Annotated in this window: 29 protein-coding genes; 14 read left to right on the top strand and 15 right to left on the bottom strand. The window is 64.4% G+C overall.

All coding sequences use genetic code 11. The features are described from left to right. Window positions 1-88: 88 nt before the first annotated feature. Complete coding sequence (locus tag P7A97_RS17290) at window positions 89-1435, bottom strand: aspartate aminotransferase family protein (RefSeq protein ID WP_277691324.1); 1347 nt, start codon at window positions 1433-1435, stop codon at window positions 89-91. A 108-nt stretch (window positions 1436-1543) separates the two neighbouring features. Between P7A97_RS17290 and P7A97_RS17285 the strand changes: the two genes are divergently transcribed. From P7A97_RS17285 to P7A97_RS17275, 3 genes are all read left to right on the top strand, one after another. Then, window positions 1544-2467: a LysR family transcriptional regulator gene (locus P7A97_RS17285; protein ID WP_277691323.1), complete on the top strand. Its 924-nt coding sequence runs from the start codon at window positions 1544-1546 to the stop codon at window positions 2465-2467. Between the two features lie 12 nt (window positions 2468-2479). After that, window positions 2480-2866: a hypothetical protein gene (locus P7A97_RS17280; protein ID WP_277691322.1), complete on the top strand. Its 387-nt coding sequence runs from the start codon at window positions 2480-2482 to the stop codon at window positions 2864-2866. A gap of 215 nt (window positions 2867-3081) precedes the next feature. Continuing rightward, a complete protein-coding gene (locus tag P7A97_RS17275; RefSeq protein ID WP_277691320.1) occupies window positions 3082-3741 on the top strand; it encodes a TetR/AcrR family transcriptional regulator in 660 nt (219 codons plus the stop codon). Between the two features lie 209 nt (window positions 3742-3950). On the opposite strand, the gene P7A97_RS17270 is transcribed toward P7A97_RS17275, so the two are convergent. After that, window positions 3951-4784, bottom strand: coding sequence for a S1-like domain-containing RNA-binding protein (locus tag P7A97_RS17270; protein WP_277691318.1), 834 nt, complete (start codon window positions 4782-4784; stop codon window positions 3951-3953). A gap of 172 nt (window positions 4785-4956) precedes the next feature. On the opposite strand from P7A97_RS17270, the gene P7A97_RS17265 reads away from it, so the two are divergent. After that, complete coding sequence (locus tag P7A97_RS17265; protein ID WP_277691317.1) at window positions 4957-7161, top strand: LTA synthase family protein; 2205 nt, start codon at window positions 4957-4959, stop codon at window positions 7159-7161. A 91-nt stretch (window positions 7162-7252) separates the two neighbouring features. Here the strand turns inward: P7A97_RS17265 and P7A97_RS17260 are convergent, their stop codons facing one another. After that, complete coding sequence (locus tag P7A97_RS17260) at window positions 7253-8380, bottom strand: PQQ-dependent sugar dehydrogenase (protein WP_277691316.1); 1128 nt, start codon at window positions 8378-8380, stop codon at window positions 7253-7255. A gap of 99 nt (window positions 8381-8479) precedes the next feature. On the opposite strand from P7A97_RS17260, the gene P7A97_RS17255 reads away from it, so the two are divergent. After that, entirely contained in the window at window positions 8480-9202 is a 723-nt protein-coding gene (locus P7A97_RS17255) for an rRNA pseudouridine synthase (RefSeq protein WP_277691315.1), read from the top strand. 7 nt (window positions 9203-9209) lie between these two features. Here P7A97_RS17255 and P7A97_RS17250 read toward each other — a convergent pair whose 3' ends face one another. Next, entirely contained in the window at window positions 9210-9938 is a 729-nt protein-coding gene (locus P7A97_RS17250; RefSeq protein ID WP_277691314.1) for a transporter substrate-binding domain-containing protein, read from the bottom strand. A gap of 134 nt (window positions 9939-10072) precedes the next feature. Here P7A97_RS17250 and P7A97_RS17245 point away from each other — a divergent pair, with 134 nt between their 5' ends. After that, window positions 10073-11050: a zinc-dependent alcohol dehydrogenase family protein gene (locus tag P7A97_RS17245; RefSeq protein WP_277691313.1), complete on the top strand. Its 978-nt coding sequence runs from the start codon at window positions 10073-10075 to the stop codon at window positions 11048-11050. A gap of 126 nt (window positions 11051-11176) precedes the next feature. On the opposite strand, the gene P7A97_RS17240 is transcribed toward P7A97_RS17245, so the two are convergent. Next, window positions 11177-12514 carry a DEAD/DEAH box helicase gene (locus tag P7A97_RS17240; RefSeq protein WP_277691312.1) on the bottom strand — a complete coding sequence of 446 codons (1338 nt, stop codon included), beginning with the start codon at window positions 12512-12514 and terminating at the stop codon, window positions 11177-11179. Between the two features lie 185 nt (window positions 12515-12699). Between P7A97_RS17240 and P7A97_RS17235 the strand changes: the two genes are divergently transcribed. From P7A97_RS17235 to P7A97_RS17225, 3 genes are all read left to right on the top strand, one after another. Beyond that, the gene (locus P7A97_RS17235; protein WP_277691311.1) at window positions 12700-13353 is read left to right on the top strand and encodes a 7-cyano-7-deazaguanine/7-aminomethyl-7-deazaguanine transporter; all 654 of its coding nucleotides are present in this window, start codon (window positions 12700-12702) and stop codon (window positions 13351-13353) included. Window positions 13354-13492: 139 nt separating this feature from the next. Beyond that, complete coding sequence (locus tag P7A97_RS17230) at window positions 13493-13891, top strand: anti-virulence regulator CigR family protein (protein WP_277691309.1); 399 nt, start codon at window positions 13493-13495, stop codon at window positions 13889-13891. 74 nt (window positions 13892-13965) lie between these two features. Beyond that, window positions 13966-14478 carry a dihydrofolate reductase family protein gene (locus P7A97_RS17225; RefSeq protein WP_277691308.1) on the top strand — a complete coding sequence of 171 codons (513 nt, stop codon included), beginning with the start codon at window positions 13966-13968 and terminating at the stop codon, window positions 14476-14478. Here P7A97_RS17225 and rarD read toward each other — a convergent pair. Further along, window positions 14468-15376 carry an EamA family transporter RarD gene (gene rarD, locus P7A97_RS17220; protein ID WP_277691307.1) on the bottom strand — a complete coding sequence of 303 codons (909 nt, stop codon included), beginning with the start codon at window positions 15374-15376 and terminating at the stop codon, window positions 14468-14470. The two genes, P7A97_RS17225 and rarD, sit on opposite strands and share 11 nt — an antisense overlap. A gap of 131 nt (window positions 15377-15507) precedes the next feature. Here rarD and P7A97_RS17215 point away from each other — a divergent pair, with 131 nt between their 5' ends. Further along, a complete protein-coding gene (locus P7A97_RS17215) occupies window positions 15508-16335 on the top strand; it encodes an AraC family transcriptional regulator (protein WP_277691306.1) in 828 nt (275 codons plus the stop codon). A gap of 70 nt (window positions 16336-16405) precedes the next feature. Further along, entirely contained in the window at window positions 16406-17032 is a 627-nt protein-coding gene (locus tag P7A97_RS17210) for a LysE family translocator (RefSeq protein WP_277691305.1), read from the top strand. Between the two features lie 90 nt (window positions 17033-17122). Here the strand turns inward: P7A97_RS17210 and P7A97_RS17205 are convergent, their stop codons facing one another. Further along, a complete protein-coding gene (locus P7A97_RS17205) occupies window positions 17123-17722 on the bottom strand; it encodes an FMN-dependent NADH-azoreductase (RefSeq protein WP_277691304.1) in 600 nt (199 codons plus the stop codon). 123 nt (window positions 17723-17845) lie between these two features. Next, window positions 17846-18169 (bottom strand): 3-phosphoglycerate kinase, encoded by a 324-nt coding sequence (locus tag P7A97_RS17200; RefSeq protein ID WP_277691303.1) that lies wholly within the window; start codon window positions 18167-18169, stop codon window positions 17846-17848. 49 nt (window positions 18170-18218) lie between these two features. Here P7A97_RS17200 and P7A97_RS17195 point away from each other — a divergent pair, with 49 nt between their 5' ends. From P7A97_RS17195 to P7A97_RS17185, 3 genes are read left to right on the top strand one after another with little or no spacing between them, the layout of a single operon-like run. Next, window positions 18219-19145 carry a LysR family transcriptional regulator gene (locus P7A97_RS17195; protein WP_277691302.1) on the top strand — a complete coding sequence of 309 codons (927 nt, stop codon included), beginning with the start codon at window positions 18219-18221 and terminating at the stop codon, window positions 19143-19145. Between the two features lie 10 nt (window positions 19146-19155). Then, entirely contained in the window at window positions 19156-19983 is an 828-nt protein-coding gene (locus tag P7A97_RS17190) for an alpha/beta hydrolase (protein WP_277691301.1), read from the top strand. Then, the gene (locus P7A97_RS17185; protein WP_277691300.1) at window positions 19977-20531 is read left to right on the top strand and encodes a peptidylprolyl isomerase; all 555 of its coding nucleotides are present in this window, start codon (window positions 19977-19979) and stop codon (window positions 20529-20531) included. Before P7A97_RS17190 ends, P7A97_RS17185 begins: the two co-directional genes overlap by 7 nt. Here the strand turns inward: P7A97_RS17185 and P7A97_RS17180 are convergent. The 7 genes from P7A97_RS17180 to P7A97_RS17150 all read right to left on the bottom strand — a co-directional run bounded on the left by P7A97_RS17180 (window position 20528) and on the right by P7A97_RS17150 (window position 26393). Next, window positions 20528-21034 carry an STM3941 family protein gene (locus P7A97_RS17180; RefSeq protein WP_277691299.1) on the bottom strand — a complete coding sequence of 169 codons (507 nt, stop codon included), beginning with the start codon at window positions 21032-21034 and terminating at the stop codon, window positions 20528-20530. The genes P7A97_RS17185 and P7A97_RS17180 overlap by 4 nt on opposite strands. Window positions 21035-21202: 168 nt before the next feature. Then, window positions 21203-22333 (bottom strand): GNAT family N-acetyltransferase, encoded by a 1131-nt coding sequence (locus tag P7A97_RS17175; RefSeq protein ID WP_277691298.1) that lies wholly within the window; start codon window positions 22331-22333, stop codon window positions 21203-21205. A 99-nt stretch (window positions 22334-22432) separates the two neighbouring features. Further along, window positions 22433-23728 carry a porin gene (locus P7A97_RS17170; protein ID WP_277691297.1) on the bottom strand — a complete coding sequence of 432 codons (1296 nt, stop codon included), beginning with the start codon at window positions 23726-23728 and terminating at the stop codon, window positions 22433-22435. Window positions 23729-23917: 189 nt separating this feature from the next. Continuing rightward, window positions 23918-24514 (bottom strand): DoxX family protein, encoded by a 597-nt coding sequence (locus tag P7A97_RS17165; RefSeq protein WP_277691296.1) that lies wholly within the window; start codon window positions 24512-24514, stop codon window positions 23918-23920. A gap of 39 nt (window positions 24515-24553) precedes the next feature. After that, window positions 24554-25258, bottom strand: a complete 705-nt coding sequence (locus P7A97_RS17160; RefSeq protein ID WP_277691295.1) for a putative DNA-binding domain-containing protein — start codon at window positions 25256-25258, stop codon at window positions 24554-24556. Further along, window positions 25255-26079 carry a DUF692 domain-containing protein gene (locus P7A97_RS17155; protein ID WP_277691294.1) on the bottom strand — a complete coding sequence of 275 codons (825 nt, stop codon included), beginning with the start codon at window positions 26077-26079 and terminating at the stop codon, window positions 25255-25257. The genes P7A97_RS17160 and P7A97_RS17155 overlap by 4 nt, the downstream gene beginning before the upstream one ends. 8 nt (window positions 26080-26087) lie before the next feature. After that, a complete protein-coding gene (locus tag P7A97_RS17150; protein WP_277691293.1) occupies window positions 26088-26393 on the bottom strand; it encodes a hypothetical protein in 306 nt (101 codons plus the stop codon). Between the last annotated feature and the right edge of the window lie 39 nt (window positions 26394-26432).

The raw sequence follows: 26432 nt of genomic DNA, 5'->3' as shown, positions 1-26432 counted from the left end.
GGGGGAGGAAAAACAGGCAGCTCGAAGTTGCCCGGCAGTCCCTCACCCCCGGCCCCTCTCCCAGAGGGAGAGGGGTGGAAGCGGTGCATCAGTCCAGCTTGTTCAGGGTCTCGCCGACGGCGTTGAACAGGCGGTCGAGCTCTTCCGGCTTGGTGTTGAAGGTCGGCCCGAACTGCAGGGTGTCGCCACCGAAGCGCACGTAGAAACCGGCCTTCCACAGCGCCATGCCGGCCTCGAACGGGCGGATGGTCGGGTCGCCGTCACGCGGGGCCAGTTGCAGGGCACCGACCAGGCCGCAGTTGCGGATGTCGATGACGTGCTGGCTGCCCTTGAGGCCGTGCAGCATGTTCTCGAAGTGCGGCGCCAGGGCGGCGGACTGCTGCAGCAGGCCGTCGCGCTCCAGCAGCTCCAGGGTGGCCAGGCCGGCGGCGCAGGCGACCGGGTGGGCCGAGTAGGTGTAGCCGTGGGTGAACTCGATCATGTGCTCAGGAGTGGCCTGGTGCATGAAGGTGTCGTAGATCTCCTTGGAGGCGATCACCGCGCCCAGCGGGATGGCACCGTTGGTGATCTGCTTGGCGGCGTTGATGATGTCCGGGGTGACGCCGAAGTATTCCGCGCCACTCCACTTGCCCATGCGGCCGAAGCCGGTGATCACTTCGTCGAAGATCAGCAGGATGTTGTGCTGGGTGCAGATCTCGCGCAGACGCTCCAGGTAGCCCTTCGGCGGGATGATGGCGCCGGCGGAACCGGACAGCGGCTCGACGATGACGGCGGCGATGTTGGAGGCGTCGTGCAGTTCGATCAGCTTGAGCAGTTCGTTGGCCAGCTCCACGCCGCCGGTCTCGGCCATGCCCTTGGTGAAGGCCAGGTGCGGCTGCAGGGTGTGCGGCAGGTGATCGGCGTCCATCAGCTGGCCGTACATCTTGCGGTTACCGCCGATGCCGCCGAGGCTGGTGCCGGCGATGTTGACGCCGTGGTAGCCACGGGCGCGGCCGATGAACTTGGTCTTGGTCGGTTGGCCTTTCAGGCGCCAGTAGGCCTTGGCCATTTTTACCGCGGTGTCGGCGCACTCGGAGCCGGAACCGGTGAAGAACACGTGGTTGAGTTCGCCCGGCATCAGGTCGGCGATCTTCTCGGCCAGTTTGAAGGACAGCGCGTGGCCGTACTGGAAGCCCGGCGAGTAGTCGAGGGTGCCCAGCTGCTTGGCCACGGCTTCCTGGATTTCCTTACGGCTGTGGCCGGCGCCACAGGTCCACAGACCGGAGAGGCTGTCGAACACGCGACGGCCCTTGTCGTCGATCAGGATGTTGCCTTCGGCGGCCACGATCAGGCGCGGGTCGCGCTTGAAGTTGCGGTTGGCGGAAAACGGCATCCAGTGGGCATCCAGCTTGAGCTGGCTGGCCAGGGACGGGATTTCGGTCTGCGGCATGTTCATCGTGGCTCTCCAGAGCGGCACTGTGGTCTTGTTGCAACGAAAGGTGCCACGGGCATAAAGTCACGAAAATCCAAATCTTCGAATATTTACTTTAGCCATGAGTAAACAATGAGCGCACGCCGCCAAGACCCGCTGGCCCAGGTCAGTGATTTCGAGATTCGCCTGCTACGCCTGTTCCGCAGCGTGGTCGAGTGCGGCGGCTTCTCCGCCGCGGAAACCGTGCTGGGCATTGGCCGTTCGGCGATCAGCCAGCAGATGAGCGACCTGGAGCAGCGCCTGGGCCTGCGCCTGTGCCAGCGCGGCCGCGCCGGCTTCGCCCTGACCGAGGAAGGCCGCGAGGTGTACCAGTCGGCGCTGCAGCTGTTCGGCGCGCTGGAGAGCTTTCGCAACGGGGTCAACGGCCTGCACCGCGAGCTGCGCGGCGAATTGCATATCGGCCTGACCGACAACCTGGTGACCGTGCCGCATATGCGCATCACCCACGCGCTGGCGCGGCTCAAGGAGAAAGGCCCGGACGTGCGCATCCAGATCCGCATGACGCCGCCCTCGGAAGTGGAACAGGGCGTGCTCGACGGCAGCCTGCATGTTGGTGTGGTGCCGCAGAGCCATCCGCTGTCCGGCCTGGAGTACCAGCCGCTGTACGACGAGCGCTCGCTGCTGTACTGCGCCGTAGGCCACCCGCTGTTCTACGTGGACGACAGCCAATTGGCCGACGAACGCCTCAACGCCCAGGAAGCCATCGCCCCGACCTTCCGCCTGCCGGCCGAGGTGCAGAGCCAGTATCAGGTGCTCAACTGCACCGCCAGCGCCTCGGACCGCGAGGGCATGGCCTTCCTCCTGCTGACCGGGCGCTACATCGGCTATCTGCCGGATCACTACGCTCAGCAGTGGGTGCAGCAGGGCCGCCTGCGCGTACTCAAGCCCAATGAGCGTTTCTACGACCTGACCCTGGCCTCGGTGACACGCAAGGGCCGGCGCCCGCAACTGGTGCTGGAAACCTTCCTCGAAGCGCTGGCCGGCACCGGTCTGTGACAGGCGTTGCCAATGGACACCCGAAAAGAGGCGCAGCAGTTCTTCGCCCGCTTCGCCGAAGACTTCGCCGCCGCCGACGGCGAGCTGATCGCCCAGCGCTATGGCCTGCCCTATCTGGCGCTGGATGACCAGGGCCAGGCCCGGTTGTTCAGCGAAACGCAGCAGATCGCTGCCTACTTCCAGCAGGTGCTCGATGAGTATTTCCACCAAGGCTGCCGCACCTGCCGCTTTCACGACCTGCACACCCAGGCGCTAGGCGCGCACAACCTGTTCGCCAGCCTGACCTGGGAGCTGCTGGATGAAGCCGGTCAGCCGCTGCTCAGCTGGTGTGAATCTTATGTGCTGACTCGCACGCCTGCCGGGCTGCTGATCCACAGTTCGGTCGACCACGCCGACTAAGCTGGAACGCGCGTACCACAAGGCTTTTCGTCGTTATTCCAGCGCCATTTGGCGGACCTGAACAGTCGAATTTTTGGCGCGTTTTCTCCGGCTTTCACCGGTACAGTTGCACTTCCTACAAAAAGCACACGTTTTTGACACGCAGGGGTTGTTTCGTGACCCGTCGTGGGGTATCAGTGCGCACACGAAACCGATCACTCAGTACGGAATCCCCGATGCCCGCATCCTCCCCCGCCCCCAGCGCCGAGAAACCTGCCGGCCGCATCCGCCAGAAGAACGAACAAGCCATCATCGCCGCCGCCGAAGTGGAATTCGCCCGCCACGGCTACAAAGGCACCAGCATGAACAGCATCGCCCAGGCGGTGGGGCTGCCCAAGGCCAACCTGCACTACTACTTCAGCAGCAAGCAGGGCCTGTACATCGCCGTACTGAACAACATCCTCGACCAGTGGGACGCTACCTTCAGCAACCTGTCCGCCGAGGACGACCCAGCCGTGGCGCTGTCGCGCTACATCCGCGCCAAGATCGAGTATTCGCGCACCCAGCCGCTGGCTTCACGCATCTTCGCCATGGAAGTGATCAGCGGCGGCCAGTACCTGACCGCCCACTACAACCAGGACTACCGCGAGTGGTTCCGCCAGCGCGCCGCCGTGTTCCAGGCCTGGATCGACGCCGGCAAGATGGAGCCGGTCGACCCCGCTCACCTGATCTTCCTGCTGTGGGGCAGCACCCAGCACTACGCCGACTTCGCCAGCCAGATCTGCCTGTTCACCGGCAAGAACAGCCTGAAGAAGGCCGACTACGCAGATGCCGCCGACAACCTCGAACGCATCATCCTCAAGGGATTGGGCCTGACACCGCCCAAGCAGGGCTAGATCGAACGTTAGTCGGCGACGCTACTGCACTGGAAGGACGGTGGGAGCGGCTTTAGCCGCGATACGGAGCAACAACAAAGCATCGCGGCTAAAGCCGCTCCCACCGATGCCCGCCTCTGAGCGCCGCGATACGCTGACATCATCCAGAAGCCCACGGCTCGCCACGTCGGGCTCCGGCGCGCGGCACCTCAGCCCAATCTACCGCCGTTTCAAATCAGCTCGATGCGGTCGTCGAAGATGCGGATCAGGCCCTGCTTGAACAGGCCGCCGATGGCCTTCTTGAAATTGCCCTTGCTGACACCGAAGGCCTTGCTGATGGCTTCGGGCGGGCTCTTGTCGGACAGCGCCAGGCTGCCACCGGCATCGCGCAGGGCGCCGAGGATCTGCTCGGACAATTCATCGCGGGCCTGCTGGCCGACCGGCTGCAGGCTCAGGCTGATCTTGCCGTCGGCGCGCAGTTCCTTGATGAACCCCTTCTCCTGGGAGCCGCCACGCAGGAACTTGAACACCTCGTTCTTGTGGATCAGGCCCCAGTGCTGGCCGTTGATGATGGCCTTGAAGCCCAGGTCGGTCTGTTCAACGACCAGCAGGTCCACTTCCTGGCCAACCTGGTAGTTGACCGGCGTCTTGTCCAGATAGCGGTCCAGGCGCGCGGTGGCGGTGATGCGGCGGCTGCGGTCGAGGTAGACGTGCACCACGCAGTAATCGCCGACCTGCAGCGGGCGCTTCTCCTCGGAGTGTGGCATCAGCAGGTCTTTGGGCAGGCCCCAGTCGAAAAACAGGCCGATGCGGTTGATATCCACCACTTTGAGGCTGGCGAAGCCGCCGACCTGCACCTTGGGTTTCTCGGTGGTGGCGATCAGCCGGTCTTCGCTGTCCAGGTAGACGAACACATTGAGCCAGTCGCCGACCTCGCAGGGCTCGTCCTTGGGGATGTAGCGCTTGGGCAGGAGGATCTCGCCGTCGCTGCCGCCATCGAGGAAGAGGCCGAAGTCGGCCAGCTTGGCCACCTGCATTGAGTTGAAGCGCCCGATCAGAGCCATGGTCGTCACCTGAGGCAAAAGTTCGACATTCTAAGCCGCGGCAGCATGCGGATACAGCCATCGCTGGCACATAGCACGCGCATGTTTCAAAATCATGGCAGGCAGGCAAACTTCGGCCTCGCCCCTCTGTCTGAACGACACGGACTTCTCGCTGCCTTTCCCTGGAGCTCCTGTGCATCCTTCCAGCCGCTGGCTGCCTTATCCTGCCGCGTCGCTTCTGGCCCTCGGCTCGTTGTTCCTGCTTCTGCCCATGGCCAGCCGCTACTGGCTGGGCTGGTCGAGCTGGCCGGGCTATGCCTCCGACCTGGGCATCGGCAGCCTGCTTGTATTGCTGTGCTACCGCCGCCCCTGGCTCACCGTACCACTGGCCATCGCCTGGGCGCTGCTGCTGTTGGGCAACGCCGAGCTGATCAACGCGGTCGGCCGCATGCCCGAGCCCAGTGACCTCAAGTACCTGAGCGATCCGCAATTCATCAGCCAGTCGACCCAGGGGAGCGGTATCCGCTATCCACTGCTGGCCGGCGCGCTGGTCGCCACCGTGCTGGCCTGCCTGCTGCTGGGCCGCCGCCAGGGGCCGAATATCCCCCGCTACACCTACGCACTGCCGGTCGCGCTGCTGCTCGGTCACGCCGTTGGGCAATACGTCGCGCCCAGCGAAGACGACCAGTGGCGCCTGTTCAACCTCCCCCACAAGCTGCTGGCCGAAGGCGCCAGCCATGTGCGCCTGGCCCTGGAAGACCACTGGTACGCCGGCGATGAGTCGGGCCTGCCACCGGATATCGACGGGCTGAGCAAGCTGGACATGTCCGGCACGCCTCTGCTGCCCGAAGGGGGCAAGGCGCGCAACCTGCTGGTCATTGCGATGGAGGGTATTCCCGGCGCCTATATCGCCAGGAATCGCCAGCTGATCGGCACCCCCTACGCAGAAGACCTGATGCCGCGCCTGAGCCAGTGGGCCGAGCGCAGCATGACCACGCCAGACTACGTGCTGCACAGCCACCAGACCATTCGCGGCCTGTACGCCATGCTCTGCGGCGACTACGGCAAGCTCGATTCCGGCACGCCCAAGGGCGTTGAGCTGCTCAATAACGAAACGCGCAACCTGCAGTGCCTGCCGCACCAGCTGCGCAGCATGGGCTTTCGCACGCATTTCCTGCAGGGCGCCGGGCTGCGTTTCATGGCCAAGGACCAGATCATGCCGCACATGGGCTTTGAGCAGACCCACGGCCGCGAATGGTTCAAGAACAAGCCCTACCTCGATTTTCCCTGGGGCATGGACGACAAGGCCTACTTCGAAGGTGCGTTGAAGTACGTCCAGCAGCTGCGCCAGGACCGGCAGCCGTGGATGCTCACCCTGCTCACTGTCGGCACTCACCAGCCTTACTCCGCGCCCAAGGAGTACCTGGCGCGCTACCCCACGGCCAAGCAGGCCGCCATCGCCTACCTGGACGATGCAGTGGCCGACTTCCTCAGCGGACTGGAAAAACAGGGCGTGCTCAAGGACACCCTGGTCGTCGTCACCTCCGACGAATCCCACGGCCTGGAGAACGTGCGCCTGGCCTCGGCCTGGGGCTTCAACCTGATACTGGCCCCGGAGCAGGACAAGCTGCCGGAGGTTAAGCGCGGCGTGTATGGCCATGTCGACCTGACCGCCTCGATGCTCGACTACTTCGACCTGCCGATACCGGACAACATCGCCGGTCGCTCGCTGCTGCGCGACTACGCAACGCCGCGCGAGATCATGTCCTACACCAACGGCCTGCTGCGCCAACACGACGGCAAGGTGTTCACCGAGTGCAACTTCCAGCAGGTCTGCCGGCGCTATGAGAGCAGCGGCTTCATCGCCCGCTCGGCCAAATACCTGGGCCGGTTCAGCGGTCGCCAGGCGCGGCTGGTCAGCCAGCGCGCGGCGCTGCTCGACCAGTCCATCACCGGCGGGCAGGTCGGCCAGCGCTACCAGTTCGCCAACCGCGAGCGCATCAACCTCAAGGCCGGGCCAAACGACGACTGGGCCGACAACCTGATCGGCGCCCAGTACCTGGAGATGCCCAAGGGCACGCGCACCCGCGTGACCCTGAAGATCGAGGCCGTGCGCCTGGACCGCAACGGTGCGACCCTGCGCCTGCTGACCAAGGAATACGACCGCAACAACGCCTTGCACATCCCGGCGCTGCCGCCACTCAAGCGCGGCGAGAGCGTCGAGCTGAGCTTCGACTTCGACAACCCGGAGACGCGCAAGGCCTTCTCCTTCCACCTGCTCGGCGAAGGCCACGGCGCCATCCGCATCAGTGATTTCAGTGTGGTCACCGAGCCGCTACCGCCGGAGCTGGTGGCCGAGCAGAGTGTCGACACGGCGCTGGAAGCCGCAGCGCACTAACAGCGGTAGCCCGGATGCAATCCGGGGCGGTGTTGCCTGCCTCCCGGATTGCATCCGGGCTACGGCCGAGTTGCCTGAAAAGGGGCTAGCGCTATTGCCCCTTCTCCAGCCCCAGTCTGATCAACTTGCCGTCCGGCGCATCGGTCAACAGGTAGAGATAACCATCCGGCCCTTGGCGCACATCGCGGATCCGCCAGCCCTTGTCCTTCAACAAGCGCTCCTCACGAACGATCTTGTCGCCGTCCAGCTGCAGACGGATCAACGACTGGTCGGCCAGCGCGCCGATGAACAGGTTGTGCTGCCAGGCCGGAAACCGCTCGGCGGCGTAGAACGCCATGCCGGATATGGCCGGCGATTTTTCCCAGACATGCTGTGGCGCCTCGGTGCCAGCGACCTGCTCGCCCTGCGCCTCGGGAATGGCCAGGAAGCTGTAATTGACCCCATGCGTCGCCAACGGCCAACCATAATTCAGGCCCTTGCGCGGGATATTGATCTCGTCGCCGCCGCGCGGACCATGCTCATGCAGCCAGATACGCCCACTCCAGGGGTTGAGCGCCAGCCCCTGTGGGTTGCGGTGGCCATAGGACCAGATTTCCGCCCGCGCGCCCTGCTGGTCGACGAAAGGGTTGTCGGGCGGCACGCGACCATCGGCCTGCAGGCGCACCAGCTTGCCCTGCAGCTTGTCCAGATGCTGGGCGGTGGGCCGCTGGTTGTTCTCGCCCAGGCTGATGAACAGATAACCCTCGCGATCGAACGCCAGACGCGCACCGAAGTGAATGCCGGTCGACAGCTTCGGCTGCTGGCGGAAGATCACCTGGAAGTCGTCCAGCGCGCCCATGTCCTCACGCAGACGCCCTCGCCCCACGGCCGTACCGGCCTTATCCCCCTGAGCATCGCCCTCTGCATAACTCAGATAGACCAGGCGATCCTCAGCGAACTGCGGCGACAGCACCACGTCGAGCAAGCCGCCCTGACCCTTGGCATAGACCTCGGGCACACCACCCAATGGCTCGCTCAACTGCCCCTGCGCATTCAGCCAGCGCAAGCGCCCCGGCCGCTCGGTGATCAGGCTGCCCTGCCCCTGCGGCAAGAAGACCAGCGCCCAGGGGTGTTGTAGATTGCCGACCACCTCGGTTACTTGCAGCTCACCCAGCTCGCTGCGCTCGGCCATGGCCAATGGACTCAGCATCAGGCTCAGCGCCATCAGAAGATGTTTCATGTTTGCCCTCCTTCTCGACGCTAACCTTGTAGCCCAACACCGGCGCACAGCCCAGGCCGGGTACAATGCCTTTCATTTCCCGATGTGACACTCGCCGCCATGACCGAAGCCGAACGCCTGTCCAAACGCCTGATCCAGCAAATCGCCTGTTCCCGGCGCGAAGCGGAGCTGTATATCGAGAATGGCTGGGTCACAGTGGATGGTGTGGTGGTCGAGGAGCCGCAGTTCCCCGTCACCCACCAGCAGGTTGCCCTGCTGCCCGGCGCCAAGGCCGAGACCCAGCCGCCAATCACCCTGCTGTTGAACAAACCCGCCGGCCTGGGGTGCGGCCTGGGTGCCAACTCCTGCCAGCAACTGCTGAGCCATGACTATCGCTGGGCCGAAGATGCCAGCGGCATGCGCCCCTTGCAGCGCCATCTGCGCCGCCTGGAACTGCTGACTCCGCTGGAAACCGATGCCAGCGGGCTGCTGGTGTTCAGCCAGAGCCCCGGGGTGATCCGTCTGTTCAAGGACAAGGGCGCGACGCTGGAGCAGGAGTATCTGGTTGACGTTGCCGGCAGCCTGGATGAGCGCGGCCTCAAGCGCCTGTCATTCGGCCAGACCTACAAGGGCGTCACGGTGCCGCCGTGCAAGGTCAGCTGGCAGAGCGAGAACCGCCTGCGCTTCGCCATCAAGGCCGTGCAGCCGGGCCAGCTGCGCCATATGTGCGAGAGCCTTGGCCTGCAGGTGCAGGGCATACGCCGCCTGCGCTTCGGCCGCACCGGCCTGGCCAAGCTGCCGGTCGGACACTGGCGCTATCTGGGCGCGAACGAAAAATTTTAAGGAACCCTCAACGGTAATCCGCGTAACGCCGCTCGATCTGCAGGTATTCGCCACTGTCGCGAATCGCCTGCAAACCCTGGTCGAAGCGGTCGCGCTGCAAGGGTTGGCGAAAGCCCACGCTGTAAGGGGTGGGCGCAAACAGCAGGTAGAAGGTCAGCGGCTGGGTAACATCCACCTGATCCGCCACCCGGGAGTTGAAAAAGCGCAGGATGCGCGGATCGCCGATCACCACATCGACCCGCCCGCTGTAGAGCAGACGATTGCGATTGATCTGCAAGGCCTCCTCCCGATAGCGCGGATTGGCGTCAGCCATGGCCTGGAACTCACCCCCCAGCAGATAGCGTGAGCGCTGGAAGCTGCTGATCGAGTAACGCCCCAGCTCGGCGATACTGTTGATGCGATAGCCCCGCGAAGACAAGGCGACTGCCTGGTTGTGGTAGTGGATATAGGTCGCCGAATAATGCGCCTCGATGCCACTGCGCGGGTTGGTGGTGGCGATGGCGTCCAGTTCGCCGCGGCGCAAGGCCAAGTGCAGACGCTCCATGGGGGCGTGGCGCACCTCCATGTGGTAGCCGGCCTCGCGCAGGGCTGCAGCAACGATATCGAACTCCAGCCCGCGATTTTCGCCTTCGAATACATAGGGCGGTTTATTCGTGCCAAAGCCAATACGCAAGGTTTCCGCCGATACAGCAGATGCTGACAGTACCAACAGCAGCGGCCATAGGCATCGAAGCATGTATCCCCCTCACACAGTCGCCCAAGCATAGGCGCCATAGATGCTCAGGGCCATCATGCCAAGCGATGTTGCTCCATTCATCCGCCGCCAGCCGGCAGGCGCTAGACTCTCCGCTCACCACTTGGAGAACCCTCATGCTCAAAGCCGAATACCAGCAACGCGGCAAGGTGCCGCAGGATGTCATCGCCGCCGTGGAACTGCAGCTGCCACCGCTGGCCGCCGGCCAGGCTCTGGTCAAGGTACTGGCGGCACCGATCAACCCATCCGATGTGCTGACCCTGACCGGTGAGTACGGCATGTTGCCGCCGCTGCCGGCCATTGGTGGCAACGAAGGCGTCGGCCGTGTTGAGCAGCTCGGCGAAGGGGTCAAGCACCTCAAGGTCGGTCAGACCGTGCTGCTGCCGGTGGGCTGCGGCACCTGGGTCAGCCACCTGCAGGCGCCCGCCGACAAGCTGATCCCGCTGCCGGATGCCGACCCGCAGCAACTGGCGATGATGACTGTCAACCCGCCGACCGCCTCACTGCTGCTGAGCGAGTTCGTCGACCTGCAGCCCGGCGACTGGGTGATCCAGAACGCCGCCAACTCCGGCGTCGGCGGCTACCTGATCCAGCTGGCCAGGCTGCGCGGCTTCAAGACCATCAACGTGGTACGCCGTGAATCGGCAGTCGCGGGCGTCAAGGCCGAAGGTGGCGACGTGGTGCTGGTCGATGGCCCCCATCTGCACAAGCAGGTACGCGAGGCCATCGGCGACGCCAAGCTGATGCTGGGCATCGACGCCGTGGGCGGCGCCGCCACCGACCATATCGCTGCCTGCCTGAGCGAAAGCGGCACCCTGGTGAACTACGGACTGATGAGTGGCGAGCCGTGCCAGGTGTCGGCCACCTCCTTCGTCTTCCGCGATATCACCCTGCGCGGTTTCTGGCTGGCCAAGTGGTTCCGCAAGGCCAGCCCGGCCGAGCAGATGAAGGTATTCGGCGAGCTGACCCAACTGATCGCCAGCGGCAAGCTCAAGGCGCGCATCGCCGCTACCTACAACCTCAGTCAGATCAAGGAAGCGGTCGCCGCGGCCGCCGGTGGCGAGCGCGACGGCAAGATCCTGATCGTGCCGTGAGCAACCATGCGGTGTAGCCCATCGTGGCTGAAGCCACTCCCACAACAACCTGCATAGGCCGCGTGGGAGCGGCTTCAGCCGCGAAAAAGAGCAGGCAGAAAAAGGGGCCTTTCGGCCCCTTCTCTGTTATTCAGCTGCTGGCTTCTTGCGCTTGAGCGGCGCCATGCCGTCCTGGCTGACCAGCGCCGAAGGTGCCTTGGGCGCGCTCGGCCGGCGCTTGGCGCTCGGCTTGGCAGCGCTCTTCTTGGCGCCGTCCTTCTTGTCGGATTTTTTCTTCTTCACGCCGGCAGCCTTGCCCGACGCCTTGACGTTCTTCGGCCCCTGGTAGCTGCCTTTCAGCTCCTTGATTACGCGACGCTCGAAACGCTGCTTGAGGTAGCGCTCGACGCTCGACATCAGGTTCCAGTCGTTGTGGCAGATCAGCGAGATGGCCAGGCCGTCGGCGCCGGCGCGGCCGGTACGGCCGATGCGGTGCACGTACTCGTCGCCGGAGCGCGGCATGTCGAAGTTGATCACCAGGTCGAGGTCTTCGATATCCAGGCCGCGGGCAGCCACGTCGGTGGCCACCAGCACCTTGCTGCCGCCCTGGCGGAAGCGGTCGATGGCCTGCTTGCGGTCCTTCTGGTCCTTGTCGCTGTGCAGCACGAAGGCCTTGTAGTCCAGCGCCACCAAGTGGCCGTAGAGGCGGTCGACCTGGGTGCGGGTGTTACAGAACACGATGGCCTTGCGGTAGGTCTCGTTGCTCAGCAGCCACTGCACCAGGCGCTCTTTGTGCACGGGATCGTCGGCGGTGATGATCTGCTGCACCGTGGTTTCGCTGAGCTGGTCAACACTGTTGAGCTTGAGGTGGGTCGGTTCGCGCAGCACCTTGGCGATCATCTCGCGCAATACCTTGCCGCCGCCGGTGGCGGAGAACAGCAGGGTCTGCTGGCGGTTGGCGCACTCGCTGGTGATGCGCTCGATGTCCTCGGCGAAGCCCATGTCGAGCATGCGGTCGGCCTCGTCCAGCACCAGCACCTCGACTTCCTTGAGGCTCAGGCTGCCGGCGTTGAGGTGCTCCAGCAGCCGCCCCGGCGTGGCGATCAGGATGTCCGGCTGCTTGCGCAGCAGTGCGGCCTGCTCCTTGAAGTCCTCGCCGCCGGTGACCAGACCCGCCTTGATGAAGGTGAACTGGGAGAAGCGCTCCACTTCCTTGAGGGTCTGCTGCGCCAGCTCGCGGGTCGGCAGCAGGATCAGCGAGCGCACGTCGGTGCGCTTCTTCGAGTTGGCATCGCCGAGCAGACGGTTGAGCAGCGGCAGCAGGAACGCCGCGGTCTTGCCGCTGCCGGTCTGCGCCGTCACCCGCAGGTCACGTCCTTCCAGCGCCGGCGGAATAGCCGCCACCTGCACCGGCGTCGGCTCGGTGAAATTGAGCTCGGCGACGGCCTTGAGCAGGCGTTCATGCAGGGCGAATTGGGAGAACACGGGGCTTACCTCGGCGCAATCGAAAAAACAGCTGCATAGGTTACTCGCTCGACCGCCGCGCCGCACTGTCGGCGTCCACAGCTGTACAACATTTGCACAAAGCTGACCCCGTAGTTAGAATGCGCGCCGCCCTGCATCCCGTGGGCATGGGTTCCCTAACCCCATTCACTAAAAAGGTCCGTGCCATGCCGCCGCTCGCCGCTTCTCGTCCGCGCTTCGCCCTCCCGGCGCTGATCGCTTTCCACATCCTGATCATCATCGCCAGCAACTACCTGGTGCAGCTGCCGATCACCCTGTTCGGCTGGCATACCACCTGGGGCGCCTTCAGCTTCCCGTTCATCTTCCTCGCCACCGACCTGACCGTACGCCTGCTCGGCAAGCGCCCGGCGCGCCAGGTGATCGCCCGGGTCATGATCCCGGCGCTGGTTGCCTCCTATGTGGTGTCGGTGGTGTTCCAGGAAGGCGCGTTCCGCGGTCTGGGCGCGCTCGCCGAGTACAACGAGTTTGTTCTGCGCATCTCGGTGGCCAGCTTCCTCGCCTATGTACTCGGCCAGGTACTGGATATCCAGGTGTTCGACCGCCTGCGCCAGCTACGCCAGTGGTGGATCGCCCCGGTCGCTTCCACTGTGCTGGGCAATCTGCTGGATACCTTCGCCTTCTTCTCGGTGGCCTTCTGGCGCAGCGAAAACCCCTTCATGGCCGAGCACTGGGTGGAGATCGCCACGGTGGACTACGGCGTCAAGCTGGCCATCAGCCTGATGCTGTTCGTGCCGCTATACGGCATGCTGCTCAACGCCATCCTGCGCCTGCTCGACGGGCGCCGTGGTGCAGTCGCCTGAGATGCTGACCCCGTCCTGAGCCCGGCGCTCGAGGGGAGCGTTAGTCCGCCGGCCCCGCAATCCTCAGGGCTCGGCCATACTGAGCGGGGAACAACACGCGTCTGCACGCATCCAAGTGCACACAACTCAGGAGATGACCATGCGCATTGTGCCTTTCGTTCTCGCCGGCCTGCTCGCCCTGCCTACGCTATCCGCACAGGCCGCACCCAAGCATGACAAACACGATAAGCATGGTGGCGAGCCGGACGTGACCGTCGATCTACGTGGGCCGAGCATCGATATCGGCCGGGTACGCGTGGTGCTCGGCGATAACCGCGACCTGATCGGCCCGGCGCAGTCGCTGCCGCCCGGCATCCGCAAGAACCTGGCACGCGGCAAGCCGCTGCCACCGGGCATCGCCAAACGCTTCGACAACCGCCTGCTCGGCAAGCTGCCGCACTACGACGGCTACGAATGGCGCCAGGTCGGCACCGATGTGGTACTGGTGACCCTGGCCACTGGCCTGATCTACGAGATTCTGGATAACGTCCTCGACTGAGCGGCGGAAACTTCAACCCGCCACCTCGACTCCAACCCGTGACGGCCACTGTCCACAGGCCATCACGGGGGCCCATGAAACCGACGCTGATCTATTGCGTAGCCGCCAGCCTGGACGGCTACATTGCCCGCCCGGACGGCAGCTGCGACTGGCTGGCCGGTGATGACGAAGCCATTGCCTGCGACGGTCTGCTACTGGGCCGCGCCACTTATGACGCCCTCAGCGCGCACTGGTCGCTGCCGAAAAAACCTACCCTGCTGTTGACCCGCCACCGCCCCACACACCCGCCGGAGCAGGTACGCGCCCGGCATTGCACCCCCAGCGAAGCCCTCGACGAACTGGCCGCGCTCGGCTGCCGGCGAGTACGCCTGCTCGGCGGCAGCAGCCTGGCCGGCAACTGCTCTGCCGCCGGCCTACTGGACGAACTGGTGGTCCGGCTGATGCCGCACCTGCTGGGTGCGGGCGTACCGCTGTTCGCCGGCGGCATGGAACGCCAGCTGCAGCTCATCGATGCCTACAACCTCAACGGCGGCAGCATTCACCTGCACTACCGGGTCTTGCCCGAGCCGCAGTACGTCACGGAGTAACAACCACGCCCTGCCTAGCCTGCTTGCGCAACAGGCGCACGCTGTCCCAGCCGGTCAGCACGATCGCCAGCCAGATCGGCCCGTAAGTCCACAACTGACGCACATCGAAAGCCTCGCCCAGCACCACCACCGCCACGCCGAACAGCAATACCGGCTCCACATAACTGAGAATGCCGAACAGCCCCAGCGGCAACAGACGGCTGGCCGCCATCATGGCGCCGAAGGCCAGTGCGCTGAGCAGTCCGAGGCCCGGCAGCAGCCACCACAGCTGAGGTTGCAGGGCGAAGACCTCCGGAGGGCTGAAACGCATGATCAGCCAGATCGCCAATGGCGCCAGCACCAGCATTTCCAGCACGAAGCCGGACAGCGCGTCCAGGCGCATCCAGCGGCGCAGCATGAAATACGGCGGATACCCCAGCGCCGCCACCAGCGTCACCCAGGAGAAGGCACGGGTCAGCCACAGCTCGTGCAGCACCCCGAGCAGCGCACAGGCCACGGCGATGCTCTGCAGCGGGCGCAGGCGCTCGCCATAGAACACGCGCCCGCACAACACCATGGCCAGCGGCAGGAGGAAGTAGCCCAACGAGACATCCAGCATGCGCCCGGCCAATGGCGCCCAGACGAACAGGTACCACTGCACACCCATCAGCGCGGCGGCCAGCGGCAAGGCAGCCAACAGCAGCGGCTCGCGGCGCAGACGGGCAAAGCTCTCTGCCAGCACGCCGAACTGCCGGCTCAGCAGCACCAGCAACAAAACGGCCGGGATCGACCAGAGAATCCGCTGGGCGAACACCTGCAAGCCATCCAGTGGCTGCAGCCACAGGACATAGCCGGGAATCAGCACGAACAGCACCGAGGCCGTCACTGACAGCCCCACACCACGACCCGACAGCTGCACGGCAGCCTCCGACACCAAGAGGAAAGGCGGCTATGGCAACACAGTGCGTTCAGTATTTCAAACACAGTCAGCCAGCGGATTGGCCATACAGCCTGCGTTACACTCCCCGTCCATCGTCAGGAGCCGTCGAGATGCCGCGTACAAACACCCGCGAGTCGCGCCAGCAGCAGGCTTTTTGGCGCGACCCGGCACTGCCTTTCGTCGAAAGCCGCCGCGCCTGCCATAGCCGCGCCTGCTACCGCGCACACAGCCACCCGACCGTCTCCATCGGCGCGGTGGATGCCGGACGCAGCGTGTTCAGCGGCGCTGGCGAACAGCCCATTGCCCTGCATCCCGGCATGCTGGTGTTCGTGCCGGCCAGCCGCGTGCATGCCTGCAACCCGGCTCCAGACGCCTCATGGAGCTACCAGATGCTGCACCTGGACGCCGCCTGGCTACAGGCCACTCGTGCGGAATACGCCACAACCCTGGCCGACGAACCCATCCGCATCCTCGACGAGCCAGGGCTGTACCGGCAGTTCTGCCGGCTCAACGACGTGCTGTTTTCCACCGCGGACAGTGCCGAAAAGGAAACGGCGCTGATCGAGTTCATCGGTGACCAGGATCTCACTCACCTCGCCGGCATCCACCTGCCATTGCCGGACAACGTCAGCCACGAACGCTTGCAACCTGCCCTGCGGCGCTTGGCCAAGACGCCAGGCGCGGACGTACCGCTGGGCGAGTTGGCCAGCCTGGCCGGCATGAGCCGCTATCAGCTGATACGTGCCTTTCGCCGCAGCACCGGTTTGACGCCGCACGCCTGGCAACTCAACCAGCGCATCAACCTGGCCCGCGAGCACATGCGCGCCGGCGCGGATATCGCCACCGTTGCCCAGGACCTGGGCTTCGCCGACCAGGCGCACCTCCAGCGGGTATTCAAGGCGCATACCGGCGTGACGCCCGGACGCTATCGCGCCTAGTCGCAATTTCCTTCAATACCCGGCACAGGCACCTCGGCAGACTGCGGCAAACCCTGCCAGAAGCCTCGCCATGCACGTTTTTCTCCTGATCGCCGCCGCGCACTTCCTCGCCCTGCTCTCTCCAGGCCCCGATTTCTTTCTCATCGCCCGCTGTTCTCTGGCCCATGGCTGGCGCATCGCCACTGGCGCCTGCCTGGGCATTGCGCTGGGTAATGGCCTGTTCATCCTGCTGGCGTTCCTCGGCACGGGCGCACTAAAGGCCGATAGCCCTTGGTTCCTCGCCCTGCAACTGGCCGGCTGTGGCTACCTGCTGTACCTGGGCGTGCTGTTCATCCGCCACGCCGGACGCAGCGAGCTGACGCTGACTGGGACTGACGGCAGTACCGCGAGCTGGTACCGCGTCACCGGCATGGGCCTGCTCTCGGCCCTGCTCAATCCGAAGAACGCCCTGTTCTACGCCAGCCTCGCCGCCATGCTCAGCGGCCCCTATGCCAGTGCCGGCTGGAAGCTGGTCTATGGCCTGTGGATGTTTGCGGTAGTGCTGGTGTGGGACCTGCTGATCGCCGTGCTAATCGGCAACCGGCGGATGCTGCGCCGCTTCAACCGGGCGCTGCCGTGGCTGGAGCGGGTATCGGGGACGTTGCTGATCCTACTGGCACTCGGGGTACTTGGCCGGGCTGGGCTGAACGCCGGGTAGCCGCCCATAAAAAACGGCCCACCGGGAGGAGCACCCAGGCGAGCCGTGGAGGTTGGGCCGCACATAGCGGCCCCAGGGAGAGAGGTTGAATCAGGCGACCTGAGCCAGTTGCTCGCGCGCCTTGGCCAGGCCCTTTTCCGAGAACTCCGCGCCCATGTTCAGGCCCTCGGCATGGATGAACTGCACATCGTGAATCCCGATGAAGGCCAGCGCCTGACGCAGGTAGGGCTCCTGGTGATCCAGGCCACTGCCGGCGTAGATGCCGCCACGGGCGGTCAGCACATAGGCGCGCTTGCCGGTGAGCAGGCCCTGCGGGCCGGTTTCGGTGTACTTGAAGGTCACACCGGCGCGCAGCACATGGTCCAGCCAGGACTTGAGGGTGCTGGGGATGGCGAAGTTGTACATCGGTGCGGCCAGCACCAGTACGTCGGCAGCCAGCAGCTCATCGGTCAACTGGTTGGAGCGCGCGGCGGCGGCCTTCTCGGCCTCGCTCTGCTGCTCGGCAGGCTTCATCCAGCCGGCCAGCAGGGTTTCGTCCAGGTGCGGCACCGGCTGCTTGGCCAGGTCGCGAACGGTAACTTCATCTTGCGGGTGAGCCGCTTGCCACTGGCCGATGAAATCGGCGGTCAGTTGACGGGAAACGGAACCTTCCTGGCGGGCACTGCTTTCGATAACGAGGATGCGGGACATTTGGCTGACTCCATCAGAGTGGTTGGCTTCGATGGAGTGCAGATTATGGTCAGACAAGAAGATAAAAAAGCGCAAAAAACAACACAAAACAATCAACAAAGTTGATTTATCAAATGAACGCCCCTAGGCTCCATTCTGTTCGCAGGTCAGGTCGACCCGCAGCTTGATGATGTTGCGGGCGAACTTCATGGTCACCAGTTTGCGCTCGCCGGCTTTCAGGTCCGCCGAGCGGGTACGGGGTGCCTCGGGGCCGTTGCGAAAGCGTGCCTTGCACTTGGCGTCCATCTGGCCGTAGTTGTACAGAATGAGGCCGCCGATATTGCTATCGATCTCCTGGACTTCGGCGGATACCTCGGCACCATTGAGCTGTTTCTCCAGTTCGCTCGGATAAGCGAATGCGGTCAGCGGCAGCAGTGTGACGGCCAGGGCCAGGCAGGTCTTTTTCATTGGCACTCTCCTTTTTGAAGGTGCCCAGAGTAGAGAAGAGGAAGCGGCGATGAAAGCGCCCCGTGTCACCCTGGAACAATGGCGCACCCTGCAGGCGGTGGTCGACCACGGCGGCTTCGCCCAGGCCGCCGAGGCCATGCACCGCTCGCAGTCGTCGGTGAGCTACACCGTGGCGCGCATGCAGGAGCAGCTCGGCGCGCCGCTGCTGCGCATCGACGGACGCAAGGCGGTGCTGACCGAAGCCGGCGAAGTGCTGTTGCGCCGCTCGCGGCAACTGGTCAAGCAGGCCACCCAGCTGGAAGAGCTGGCTCACCACATGGAGCAGGGCTGGGAGGCGGAAGTACGCCTGGTGGTGGATGCCGCCTACCCCACCGCCAACATCGTGCGCGCACTGACCGCCTTCATGCCGCAAAGCCGGGGTTGCCGCGTGCGCCTGCGCGAGGAGGTACTGTCCGGGGTCGAGGAAGTGCTGCATGAAGGTTCGGCCGACCTGGCCATCAGCGCGCTGAACATCACCGGTTACCTGCCGATTGAACTGAGCGAGGTGGAGTTCATCGCCGTGGCGCACCCGGAACATGCCCTGCACCGCATGCAGCGCGAGGTCACCTTTCAGGACCTGGAAAGCCAGATGCAGGTGGTGATCCGCGACAGCGGTCGCGTGCAGCCGCGCGACTCCGGCTGGCTCGGCGCCGAGCAGCGCTGGACGGTCGGCAGCCTGCCCACCGCCCGCACCTTCGTCTGCAGCGGCCTGGGCTTCGCCTGGCTGCCGCGCCACCTGATCACCCGCGAGTTGGAGGAGGGTCTGCTCAAGCCCCTGCCGATGGAGCAAGGTGGCACCCGCCAGCCACGCTTCTGCCTCTACAGCAACAAGGACAAGGTACTCGGCCCGGCCACGCAGATCCTCGTCGAGCTGATCAAGAGCTTCGATGCCGCGCCGCTGGCCACACCTTTCGCCGCCCCACTGTCCACGGATTGAGGAACATCCCATGTCCTATTTCGAGCATGCCGGCTGTCAGCTGCACTACGAAGACCGCGGCCAGGGTGAACCCGTACTGCTGGTACACGGCCTGGGTTCGAGCATTCAGGACTGGGAGTATCAGATCCCCCATCTGCAGCGGCACTACCGGGTCGTGGCCATCGACCTGCGCGGCCACGGCCGCTCCGGCAAACCGCGCGAGCGCTACAGCATCAGCCAGTTCGCCGCCGACGTAGCGGCACTGATCGAACACCTGGGCCTGCAGCAGGTGCACCTGGTCGGCATTTCCATGGGCGGCATGGTCGGCTTCCAGCTGGGCGTCGACCAGCCGCAGCTGCTGCGCAGCCTGACCATCGTCAACAGCAGCCCCGAGGTGAAAGCCAAAAGTGCCGCCGACTGGTGGATGCTGGCCAAGCGCTGGACCCTGTCGCGCGTCCTCAGCCTCAACAGCATCGCCAAGGGCCTCGCCCGCCTGCTGTTCCCCCACCCCGAGCAGGCCGAGCTGCGCGCCAAGGTCGAACAGCGCTGGCCGCAGAACGACAAGCGCGCCTACCTGGCCAGCCTCGACGCCATCATCGGCTGGGGCATGCGCGAACGTCTGCACAGCATCACCTGTCCTACGCTGGTCATCAGCGGCGATCGTGACTACACCCCGGTCAGCCTCAAGGAGGCCTATGTGGCCGAGATGCCCAACGCTCGCCTGCTGGTGATCGAGCGTTCGCGTCACGCCACGCCGATGGACCAGCCACAACGCTTCAACGCTGCCCTGGACGAATTCCTCGCCCAGGTCAGGCAGACCCAACCGCAACCCGAAAACAAGGACCCACAACCATGCTGAAACAACTGCTTCTCGCTGCCTGCGGCCTACTGCTGAGCACCAGCCTGCTGGCTGCGGACAACCCGCGCGTCGTCCTGACCACCAGCTACGGCGACATCGAACTGGAACTGAACGCCGAGAAGGCACCGATCAGCGTGCAGAACTTCCTCGGCTACGTCGACGCCGGCTTCTACAACGGCACCCAGTTCCACCGGGTCATCCCCAACTTCATGATCCAGGGCGGCGGCTTCGATGCCAACATGCGCGAGAAGGACACCTTCAAGCCGATCAAGAACGAAGCCGACAACGGCCTGCGCAACGACCGCGGCACCATCGCCATGGCCCGCACCCAGGTGGTGGACTCGGCCACCAGCCAGTTCTTCATCAACCACAAGAACAACGACTTCCTCAACCACGGCGGTCGCGACTTCGGCTACGCCGTGTTCGGCAAGGTGGTGCGCGGCATGGACGTGGTCGACCGTATCGCCAAGGTGCGTACCGGCAACCGCGGCATGCACCAGAACGTGCCGACCGAGCCGGTGCTGATCCTCAGCGCGAAGAAGCTCTAAGCACGCTCGCCCTGGGACTGCAGCAGTTCCAGGGCGGCTTCGCCATCCCCAGCAGCATGAGCCAGGCGCAGCCGTTCCAGGCACCGTGCCAGCTCCTCGGCGGACAGACCGTAGTTTTCCGGCAGCGCCGCATGACATCCCGCCAGCGCCTGCGACAGGCACACACCCCGCCCCGGCGGCTGACGCCCTTCCCGATACCGCCAGCCGACCATATCGTTCGACGCCACGCGAACCAGGCCGAAGCCGTCCACATCATCCCAGCGCACAAAGTGCGCGCGGAACAGCGAACTGAAGGTGAAGCCTTCATTCTCCAGACGCAGGTAGTTGGCGCCTGGCAGCAGCGCCAGCGCGGCAATCAGGCTGCCCAGGCCAAAAACCGTCAGGCAGAACCACCCCATTGCGCGCCCGTCGCGCAGCATCAGCACGGCGATCACGCAGAACCCCAGGCACAACAGCAGGATGCCCAGCCACTTCCAGGGTCTGGGCCGTAACGTGCGACTCATATCAGACGGCCCCCAGCCTGGCGCTGCTGCCACTCGACCAGCTCGCCACACCCTGTCTGTCGGCTGGGCAGCGCGCCCCGGCCTCTGTGGTCAGACCGGCCGGCACGCTTGCGACAGCGGCTGAACAGCTGAGCAGGCGATTGCAGCGGTAAATAAACAGCGCGCATCTCAGTCCTCGACGCAACGGTAAGGTAAAAGGCGGCGCGCTTCCTCCATATAGCCCTGCACGCCCGCGCGCTCCTGCTCAAGAAAGTCAGCCACCGCCGCGCGCAAGCCCGGATGCAGCAGGTAGTGCCAGGAGCGCGTCAGCACCGGCTCGAAACCACGTATAAGCTTGTGCTCGCCCTGGGCGCCGGCGTCGAAACGCTGCAGGCCCTCGGCGATGGCGTAGTCGATGCCCTGATAGAAGCAGGTCTCGAAATGCAGACGGTCGAAATCCCCCAGGCAGCCCCAGTAGCGACCATAGAAGGTCTCTTCATCGACCAGGCTGAATGCCATCGCCACCGGGCGCCCCTGGCAGTGAGCGGTGACCACGCGGATCGCCTCGGGCATGCGTTCGGCCAGCAGGCTGAAAAACGCCCGCGTCAGATAGGGTGCGCGTCCGCGCACGTGATAGGTATTGGCATAGCAGGCATAGACAAAGTCCCAGTCCGTCTCGGCCAGCTCGGCGCCGCCTCGCCAGTCGAATTCGATGCCCTGCCCGGCAACCTGTTCGCGCTCCTTGCGCAGCTGCTTGCGTTTGCGCGAGGTGAGTCCGTCGAGAAAATCCTGGAAATCCCGGTAGCCGCGGTTGAACCAGTGGAACTGGCAGCCGTCGCGAGCCAGCCAGCCATCACGTTGGGCCAGCACGGTGTCATCAGCGGCCTCGGTGAAATTGATGTGCAGGCCTGACAGTCCCTGCGCCTCAAGTTCGGCTTCCACCTCGGCCAGCAACAGATCGGCGGCCGCCGCGTTGCCCAGCAGACGCGGGCCGGCCACCGGGCTGAAGGGCACGGCGCCGAGCAACTTGGGGTAATAGGCGATGCCGGCACGGTGGCAGGCATCGGCCCAGGCCATGTCGAACACATATTCGCCGTAGGAATGCAGCTTCACATAGCTCGGCAAGGCCGCCAGCACCCTGCCCTGCTCGTCGCACAACAGGCGATGCGCCGCCTGCCAGCCCGAACCGGCATCCAGACTGCCGCTGTCCTCCAGGCTGCTGAGAAAGGCATGGCGCAGGAACGGCTGCTGCCTGGATAGCAGCGCATCCCAGGCGGCAGGCGCAATTTCGTGCAATGAGGGCAGCTGAAGCAAGGGCATCGACGGTGCTCCAAGCAAAAAACCAGGCCGCACTATATCGCGGAACAAAAAAGCCCCGCACGAGGCGGGGCCAAGAAGGAGCAGCTGTAGTGCTTTTAATTAGAAGACGTACTGGGCGCGTACCACAAAGCCGTCGCCATCGTCGTCACCGTTGCCGTTTTCCTGGTTGTCGACGGTGGACTTGACGTACACGCCGCTCAGCTTGACGGCATCGTTGGCGTACCAGTTGACACCCACGTTGTGCACCTTGCCTTCGACGTCGTCTTGCGGGTCGATACCCACGGTGCTGTCTTCAACGCTCAGGGAGTCGTAGCGGTAGAAGACTTCCCAGGCGCCGATGGACTTGTCAGCCGGCTTGATGCTGTCGAACTTGCCGAGCTTGTAGCCACGTGCTTCGCCGGTCAGGGTGTAGGCCACCTGGGCGTAGTAGCCATCGCCTTCCACGTCTTCGAAGGCATCGGAGTCAGCCTGCAGGTCGCGCTTGATGTATTCGCCCTGGATGGAGAACGGACCCATGGCCCAGGCCGCTTCGAAGGCCCAGGCGCTGTCGTCGTCATACGCACCGGCAGGGGCGTCAGCGCCGCCCAGCAGCAGACGGTTGCCGTTGTCACCGGCATCGTTGCCGCCGTTGGTGGAAACACCGCGCATGCCCAGACGGCTGCGGATACGACCGTCGACTTCGGTATCGTCCAGGCCGCGCTGGGCGTAGTTCACGCCGAAGTGCAGGACATTGCCGGCTTCGTGCAGCGGGGCAAATACGCCACGCAGGTTGACCTGCTTGACGCTCTCGCCATCTTCGTCGTTGGCGTCCTTGGCGAAAACGCCGGCGGAGCCGTACAGGGAATCCATGGCGCTGCCGGAGATCTGCACACCCAGGCCGTTTTCGCTGCTGTTGGACCAGCTGGCCAGGTCGTAGGCGGCGTTACGCTCCTGGGCAGTCACCCACTTGGAGCTGGTGGCTTTTTCCAGACCGAATTCCGGGTCGAAACGGCCCATCTTGATCTGTACCGGAGCAAACCCGTTGTAGGCGATGGAGGCTTCGTCGAAGTAACCATCTTCTTCGCTACCGGCGTTGTGCGAGAAGTCGTAGTTGATCTGGTAAGCCCAGTCACCGTAAGCCACGCCACCGATTTCCAGGAAAGCGCGACGGAAGTAGGCGGCATCAGCGGCATCACCGTCCTTGGTGTAGAAGCCGTCGAAGGTGCTGTAGTCGGCCTGCAGACGGCCACCGACCTTGAAGCTGAACTGCTTGTCGGTGGTACCGACTTCCAGTCCGCCTTTGGTCTTGATCACAAGGTCGGCGCCGTCAGTCGTAACGGTACCCGCGAAAGCCTGGGCGGAAACGGCCAGGGCCAGAGCACTGGCGACGAAACCGGCAAGGTGCTTACGGATCATTGAAGGATTCCCCTATTGGTCATAAGAAAACACTGGGCGCTGGCCCTTGGTGTTGGGGGGGAATCTTGGCGGGGGGTTATTTCAGACCGGTTTCTTTAGCATGAAAGTTTAATTACAAAGGAACTTTTTACTTCTATTAGAAATAAGCAGCCAGCCCCTGCCGCAGCAGGGTTGGCGGCTTTCAGCGGATCAGCGCTTGCGCCAGCAGTGCGCCAGCCAATGGTCGATGCTCAGCCAGCGCCCCGCCCCGGTGAAGAACAGGCTCACCAGCATCACCAGATAAGTCACGGCGAACTCGATGCCATTGTTCAGCACCACGAACTTGCCGCTGGCGGTCAGCCAGTCGTAATTGCCATGTTCCTTGAGGATCGCCCGCGCCCGCTCGATCTTTTCCGCCGACGCCAGCACGCGCTCATTGGCAAAGGGCGCGGACGGGTCGGCGATCGCTTGCCAGCCATAGGGCCAGTGCACGGCGGCGATGGCCACCAGCATGGTGACGATCAGCGGAATACTGACCCAGCGCACGGCCAGGCCGAACAGCAGCAGAATCGCTCCGCCCGCCTCGGTCAACGCCGCCAGCCAGGCCAGCACTGTGGGGAACGGCAGCCCCAGCCCCCAGTCCGGATTGCCGAACCAGGCGATGGTCGATGGCATGTCGGCCAGCTTGTGCGTACCCGCCATCCAGAAGATCGGCACCAGGTACAGACGCAGCAGCAGCGGGCCGATAAAGTCCACGCGGCGCGTGGCATCCAGGCAGTCCTGCAAACGGTTGAATAGGGTCAGCATGGGGATCTCCAGAGTCGCTTCGTCCGTGATGACGAGGCTTCACGTTGCAGGGGGGAACCAGATGTCCTGGCGCTGCCATTCATCCAGCAGCATCCGGGCATTGGCGAAGTAGTGCGTGTCGGCGGACAGGCCATTGCTCTCGGCCAGGTCGAGTAGCGCTTCATGGCTCGGCTCACCCGCCTGCAGACGCAGCGCCAGGTGATAGGCGAAGGCCGACAGCTGCTGAAAGCGAACCCTGTCGTCACGGTCACGCCAGGCCAGCAGGCAGGTCGGCTCAGGCGGTGGCACGAGGGGGCGGTAGTCGCGCCCCAAACGCTGCACTGGCCAGGCATAGGCCAGCGGCCAGGCCAGTGGTGACCAGCCGCCGGCGGGGAGTTCGTTAGTCGACACGTCCAGCGCCAGTTCGACCCGCTCGTAGTGTGCCAACTCCGCCAGGAAGGCCGGGTCATCCGCCTCGGCGACAAAGCCCTCCTCCAGCCAGACGACGAACTCCTCGCCGATCTGCAGGAAATAAGGGGTCCGACAGCGGCATTGGCCAAGGAAGGCGCGCACCAGGCGTTGCCAGCGCTCATCACTGAGCAGACTGCGCAGCACTGGAAAGCCGCTGGCCAGAAAGCCCTCCAGATTATTGAAGAACAGTTGCTCGTAGACCCGCATGCGCTCGCTGTTGATGCCCGGCAGCAGCGCCACGCCTTCGGGATCACGTATACGCGCGGCAAAGCGGGCCAGGTCGGACTGGCTCATCGTCCGGCCTCCTGCTGCAGCGTTCTGATGCGCGCCACCTCGGCGTACAGCTCGGACACAGGGGGAAAGTTGAAGTCGCGTTCCAGCAGGGTCGGACGTACGCCGTGAGTGGCATAGCAGTGCCTGAGCAGATCCCACACCGGGTCGCACACCGGCGCGCCGTGGGTGTCGATCTTCAGCTGGGCGCTCTCGTCGAAATGCCCTGCCATGTGCAGATAGGCAATACGCTCGCTCGGCATTGCTGCCACATACTCGACGGCATCGAAGCCGAAGTTGTGGGCATTGACGAAGACGTTGTTGAGGTCCAGCAGCAGCTGGCAGTCGGCCTCCTCCAACACGGCACGGACAAACTGCACCTCGTCCAGTGCGCCGGGCAGACGTGCATAGGCCGAGACGTTCTCGATGATCAGCGGCCGCTCCAGCACCTCCTCGACGGTACGGATGCGCGCCGCGACGCGGCGCACTGTCTCGTCGTTGAAAGGCAGTGGCATCAGGTCATACAGCTGTCCGTCATCGGCGCAGGCCGACAGGTGCTCGCTGTAACCGCGAACATCGTGCTGGTCGAGAAAAGCCTTGATGGCCAGCAGCAGCTGCAGGTCGAGCGGCGCGGTGCCACCCAGGTTGAGTGAAAGACCATGACAAAGGAAAGGCGTGCGCTCACTCAACGCGCGCAGCTGGCGGCCGAAACGGCCGCCAACGTCGATCCAGTTTTCCGGGGCCACTTCAAGAAAGTCCAGCTGCTCGGCAGCGTCAGCCTGCAACGCTGCGAGCAAGCCGCGGCGCAGGCCAAGGCCCGCGCCCTCGACAAATTGATTGAGCATGGGCGAGCTTACTCGGCCTTGTCCGCGCCACACTTGCCTTCGCCGCACTTGCCCTCTGCGGCCTTATCGGCACCGGCTTCGCCGCCGCACTTGCCTTCACCGCACTTACCCTCGGCGCTCTTGCCTTGCTCCTTCATCTCGCTGCCACATTTACCTTCACCACAGGAACCCTCGTGGCCCTTTTCGTGAGCCGCCAGGTTGTAGCCGCTGTTCAGCTCCTGGGCCGCAAAGGGGTTGCTGTCAGCCTGGGCGGCAAGGGTGGTACCCAGCAGGGCAGCGCCCAGGGTGACGATCAGGGTATTGCGCTGTTTCATAGGATTGCTCCGTCGGTCATGGGGCCTGATTGCCCCGTT

The organism is Pseudomonas sp. GOM6 (assembly GCF_029537485.1).
Taxonomy (GTDB): Bacteria; Pseudomonadota; Gammaproteobacteria; order Pseudomonadales; family Pseudomonadaceae; genus Aquipseudomonas.
Note: the sequence above shows the minus strand (reverse complement) of the source record. Positions and strands in the feature narration are given on the sequence as shown.

Coding starts and splice junctions, on each gene's coding strand:
- P7A97_RS17215 (WP_277691306.1), top strand. CDS start 15,508: ATGCCGCGTACAAACACCCGCGAGTCGCGCCAGCAGCAGGCTTTTTGG.
- P7A97_RS17255 (WP_277691315.1), top strand. CDS start 8,480: ATGACCGAAGCCGAACGCCTGTCCAAACGCCTGATCCAGCAAATCGCC.
- P7A97_RS17170 (WP_277691297.1), bottom strand. CDS start 23,728: ATGATCCGTAAGCACCTTGCCGGTTTCGTCGCCAGTGCTCTGGCCCTG.
- P7A97_RS17150 (WP_277691293.1), bottom strand. CDS start 26,393: ATGAAACAGCGCAATACCCTGATCGTCACCCTGGGCGCTGCCCTGCTG.
- P7A97_RS17270 (WP_277691318.1), bottom strand. CDS start 4,784: ATGGCTCTGATCGGGCGCTTCAACTCAATGCAGGTGGCCAAGCTGGCC.
- P7A97_RS17160 (WP_277691295.1), bottom strand. CDS start 25,258: ATGAGCCAGTCCGACCTGGCCCGCTTTGCCGCGCGTATACGTGATCCC.
- P7A97_RS17250 (WP_277691314.1), bottom strand. CDS start 9,938: ATGCTTCGATGCCTATGGCCGCTGCTGTTGGTACTGTCAGCATCTGCT.
- P7A97_RS17285 (WP_277691323.1), top strand. CDS start 1,544: ATGAGCGCACGCCGCCAAGACCCGCTGGCCCAGGTCAGTGATTTCGAG.
- P7A97_RS17290 (WP_277691324.1), bottom strand. CDS start 1,435: ATGAACATGCCGCAGACCGAAATCCCGTCCCTGGCCAGCCAGCTCAAG.
- P7A97_RS17185 (WP_277691300.1), top strand. CDS start 19,977: ATGCTGAAACAACTGCTTCTCGCTGCCTGCGGCCTACTGCTGAGCACC.
- P7A97_RS17225 (WP_277691308.1), top strand. CDS start 13,966: ATGAAACCGACGCTGATCTATTGCGTAGCCGCCAGCCTGGACGGCTAC.
- P7A97_RS17230 (WP_277691309.1), top strand. CDS start 13,493: ATGCGCATTGTGCCTTTCGTTCTCGCCGGCCTGCTCGCCCTGCCTACG.
- P7A97_RS17175 (WP_277691298.1), bottom strand. CDS start 22,333: ATGCCCTTGCTTCAGCTGCCCTCATTGCACGAAATTGCGCCTGCCGCC.
- P7A97_RS17195 (WP_277691302.1), top strand. CDS start 18,219: ATGAAAGCGCCCCGTGTCACCCTGGAACAATGGCGCACCCTGCAGGCG.
- P7A97_RS17190 (WP_277691301.1), top strand. CDS start 19,156: ATGTCCTATTTCGAGCATGCCGGCTGTCAGCTGCACTACGAAGACCGC.
- P7A97_RS17245 (WP_277691313.1), top strand. CDS start 10,073: ATGCTCAAAGCCGAATACCAGCAACGCGGCAAGGTGCCGCAGGATGTC.
- P7A97_RS17275 (WP_277691320.1), top strand. CDS start 3,082: ATGCCCGCATCCTCCCCCGCCCCCAGCGCCGAGAAACCTGCCGGCCGC.
- P7A97_RS17210 (WP_277691305.1), top strand. CDS start 16,406: ATGCACGTTTTTCTCCTGATCGCCGCCGCGCACTTCCTCGCCCTGCTC.
- P7A97_RS17205 (WP_277691304.1), bottom strand. CDS start 17,722: ATGTCCCGCATCCTCGTTATCGAAAGCAGTGCCCGCCAGGAAGGTTCC.
- P7A97_RS17165 (WP_277691296.1), bottom strand. CDS start 24,514: ATGCTGACCCTATTCAACCGTTTGCAGGACTGCCTGGATGCCACGCGC.
- P7A97_RS17260 (WP_277691316.1), bottom strand. CDS start 8,380: ATGAAACATCTTCTGATGGCGCTGAGCCTGATGCTGAGTCCATTGGCC.
- P7A97_RS17200 (WP_277691303.1), bottom strand. CDS start 18,169: ATGAAAAAGACCTGCCTGGCCCTGGCCGTCACACTGCTGCCGCTGACC.
- P7A97_RS17235 (WP_277691311.1), top strand. CDS start 12,700: ATGCCGCCGCTCGCCGCTTCTCGTCCGCGCTTCGCCCTCCCGGCGCTG.
- P7A97_RS17180 (WP_277691299.1), bottom strand. CDS start 21,034: ATGAGTCGCACGTTACGGCCCAGACCCTGGAAGTGGCTGGGCATCCTG.
- P7A97_RS17280 (WP_277691322.1), top strand. CDS start 2,480: ATGGACACCCGAAAAGAGGCGCAGCAGTTCTTCGCCCGCTTCGCCGAA.
- P7A97_RS17155 (WP_277691294.1), bottom strand. CDS start 26,079: ATGCTCAATCAATTTGTCGAGGGCGCGGGCCTTGGCCTGCGCCGCGGC.